Consider the following 3000-nt stretch of genomic DNA (forward strand, 5'->3'; position numbering starts at 1 on the left):
TGTTATTGCTAACGCATAATGTCCGGAGATTGATGGTGTAAGTTATCCTGCTATTGACGGTTAATCTGACCGCATCCGGATATACGAGAGGGGGAATTATGATAATTCTCCCTGAATGACGCGTTTAACCATATGATCATCGATGATGCGGTGTTTGTTCTGGGCCCCATAGATTAAACAATGGGTGCATACTTTGTTGATTAGCCTAGCTGCTCCACTAGAAAAGCGATAGATGTCATCAATGGCTCCGTCGGTGAATATGTCCCGTTCCGCACCGGCATAGGTCATGTGTCTCTCGATGTAAGCTCCTGTTTGGGCCCGGTCGTAATGCGGAAGTTTGCATTGCAGATCGATGCGTTGACGAATTGCAGCGTAAGCTTGTAGGTTAATGCGATCCCAGAGTTCGCTTTGCCCGACAAGGATAAGAGCCATTGGGCTTTGTGCATCCATCTTAAAATTCAGAAGAAAGCGAACCTCTTCCAGCATCTCACGATCCAAAAGATGACTTTCATCCACGACCACGACGGGCTGCAATCCATGAATTCCTCGCATGAGCTCAATCTCCCGATGCAACTGACGCTTCGCATCCCCGCGATAAAACTTCGACTCACAACCGAGTTGTTCCAGTAGTCCCTTGTAGAAATGCCGCGGGGTCAGCTTTGAATCTGACAGATAGAGCACTTTGAACTTTGCGGGATCCAGTTCTTCCGCAAACCGCCGAATCGTTGTCGTCTTCCCCGTTCCGCAGTCTCCGGTAACGACAGCAAACCATTGCCTCTCTGCCGCATATTCTAACCGTCCCAGCGTCTCTTCCAAAATGACCGACTCATACAGCTCGCTAGGCGGGACATCTCTGGAGAACGGTGAACGACTAAGCTCGTAGAATGCCTCAAACATCGCCATTCACCTTACCTTTCCTACGGTAACTAACGGCCGGAGCTTGCACGGAACGGCGGTGATGACTCTGTACTTCGGCAGCACTTAGCAGCCTTGACGATTCTACTGGAACAGGCTGAAGATGGTCTGGCAACGGAGGACGCTTTCCGGCGCGTTCACCGATCACGAGCTCTTTGACCTTCCACGGTTCGTGGCCTTCATACTCAATCGTCAACTCGGTGGTGTCTGACGGGTCATACACGACATCCACGGTACATCCGATGAAAGGAAGCCCCACTTCATATTTTCGATCCAAGAAGCTAATGCAACCGGTTTTGTCGACTTTGCGGGTTTCACAGTGAAGGAATGCATTGGCAAGTTCCTCCGGTTCCACAAACCGAAGCGCCTTCTTGTCATTTCGAAAGGCGATTTCAGGGCTTCGTTTGTTTTCTAATGCCGAATGCGGCTTGTTCTGGTAGCATTCCGAGAGCCAGACCTCGAACAACTCATTCAGTCGGTCGATCGTCTTAGGCTTTTCAAGTGCTGCTTCGCTAAGGAAAGAATCTACCACCCGGTTGAATCGCTCAACCTTACCGGTCGATTCTGGCGAGTACGGTTTCGCAAAAAGAAGTCGCACACCCAATTTGGAACACGTCCGTGTCATCCATTTGGTACGGTACTGCTTCCCATTGTCGAAGTACACCGCCTCCGGAACACCGTATTTCTGAATGGCCTTTCGGAAACAGTCTTCGACGATCGTCTTATCCATGACCGGGTAAAATTCGCCATGCAGCACGAATCTCGTCGCATCGTCGATGAAGGTGACGAGAAACACTTGTTTCATCGCTCCATCCGGTCCAATGGGCAGGTACGGACCATACTTTAAGTCCGAGTGCCATAGACGATTGCGGTGTGGCTGTTGGAACCTGCGAGCCGCTACACCAGAGTTTGCATACATTCGCATATGTCTTGTGCTGTAACCACGTTCCGTTAGCTTCTCTTGAAGCGTGCTCCGTTTGATTTGACCTGGCTTAACGCGGCCTTCCCATTCCAGGATCTGAATGATCTGGGTGACACTACGACTTGGTACCTCTCGCCGCAGCAAGATTGCTTGCTCCAAGACCTCCGACGGAATGGCGGGGGCTGCGGGTTGCTTCCCTTTGCTCTTCGGCTTTAATCCGCCAAAGCCATCTTGCCGGTAGGCTGCTAGATACCGCCGCAGCGTTCTCTCCGATATTCCGATTTGCTCGCAAATTCTTTGCTTGATTTCCCTCGCCTTTGCCGGATCGAGCCCTTCCGTAAGCAACGGGGCAAGGAGCTGCACACGGTCTGCTGCGATTTGCTCTGCTTTCTTTTGATCTTTCATCCCATTACACCTTTCCTCTGATAGATTCGTTTACGAGTCTATCTCAGAGGGCCTTGGACAAGAATGCAGAACGGGTATGTAACCCAAAAGTTTGAATTTGCAACAGGCCGGACAACTCTAGCTAGCCATCCGTCAGCATCACCGACATAACGTCCGAATCTATGGTGTGCAGCTTGTGAAGGAGTGGACGATTCCTCCACAACATCTAGATGAAAGCGAATGGCGATAGACTCTAAGCACCCTAGCAAGTAGGTGGCCATGGAGCAAAACCAAGCCCGCCAACGGTACAACGTGGAGTTGTCTGCGGCAACATCTACTTCTGACGGTTCAGACGTGATGACATTTTCCACACATTCCGACTCGTAACGCTTGTAAGGTACAATGCAATCCGGTAACTCATGATGAATCTTCCGACAAGCCGTACAACGCAATCTTCGAATAACCAACTCGCTCTTTTCCCCTGTAGCATGAACAATCTTCCGGCCTCGGCTACCGATTACCGTTAAACTCGCAATGCAGCAAGGGCTAGGGACAATTTCTGCACACCTAACAAAAAACGCCGGGGATCTTCTCATCCAGCTCATAATTTGATACAATGATCATACGTTTTGTGAGGGGATGTCTCCAGTGAGCTTGCGCGAACAGGCTCACGCTATATGGAGGCATCCTTTTCCTTTTCTGTGATACGGACATTATATTCGTCAATCCCTGGACAGGCAATACCGTCAGCTTTCGGGCATTATGCTTCAGCGTAAACA

At 50.2% G+C, this 3000-nt stretch carries 3 protein-coding genes; all 3 read right to left on the bottom strand.

Translation table 11 applies throughout. The features are described 5' to 3' along the window. Positions 1 to 96: 96 nt before the first annotated feature. From KQI79_RS27150 to KQI79_RS27920, 3 genes are read right to left on the bottom strand one after another with little or no spacing between them, the layout of a single operon-like run. Positions 97 to 897, bottom strand: a complete 801-nt coding sequence (locus KQI79_RS27150; protein WP_216541447.1) for an ExeA family protein — start codon at positions 895 to 897, stop codon at positions 97 to 99. After that, complete coding sequence (locus tag KQI79_RS27155) at positions 890 to 2242, bottom strand: DDE-type integrase/transposase/recombinase (RefSeq protein WP_216541446.1); 1353 nt, start codon at positions 2240 to 2242, stop codon at positions 890 to 892. The genes KQI79_RS27150 and KQI79_RS27155 overlap by 8 nt, the downstream gene beginning before the upstream one ends. 38 nt (positions 2243 to 2280) lie before the next feature. Beyond that, positions 2281 to 2826, bottom strand: coding sequence for a DUF6431 domain-containing protein (locus KQI79_RS27920; protein ID WP_322112102.1), 546 nt, complete (start codon positions 2824 to 2826; stop codon positions 2281 to 2283). Between the last annotated feature and the right edge of the window lie 174 nt (positions 2827 to 3000).

The organism is Paenibacillus sp. MSJ-34 (assembly GCF_018918005.1).
Taxonomy (GTDB): domain Bacteria; phylum Bacillota; class Bacilli; order Paenibacillales; family Paenibacillaceae; genus MSJ-34.

Excerpts from the sequence above, each read along its gene's own strand:
- KQI79_RS27150 (WP_216541447.1), bottom strand. The coding sequence starts at position 897 with ATGTTTGAGGCATTCTACGAGCTTAGTCGTTCACCGTTCTCCAGAGAT.
- KQI79_RS27155 (WP_216541446.1), bottom strand. The coding sequence starts at position 2,242 with ATGAAAGATCAAAAGAAAGCAGAGCAAATCGCAGCAGACCGTGTGCAG.
- KQI79_RS27920 (WP_322112102.1), bottom strand. The coding sequence starts at position 2,826 with ATGAGCTGGATGAGAAGATCCCCGGCGTTTTTTGTTAGGTGTGCAGAA.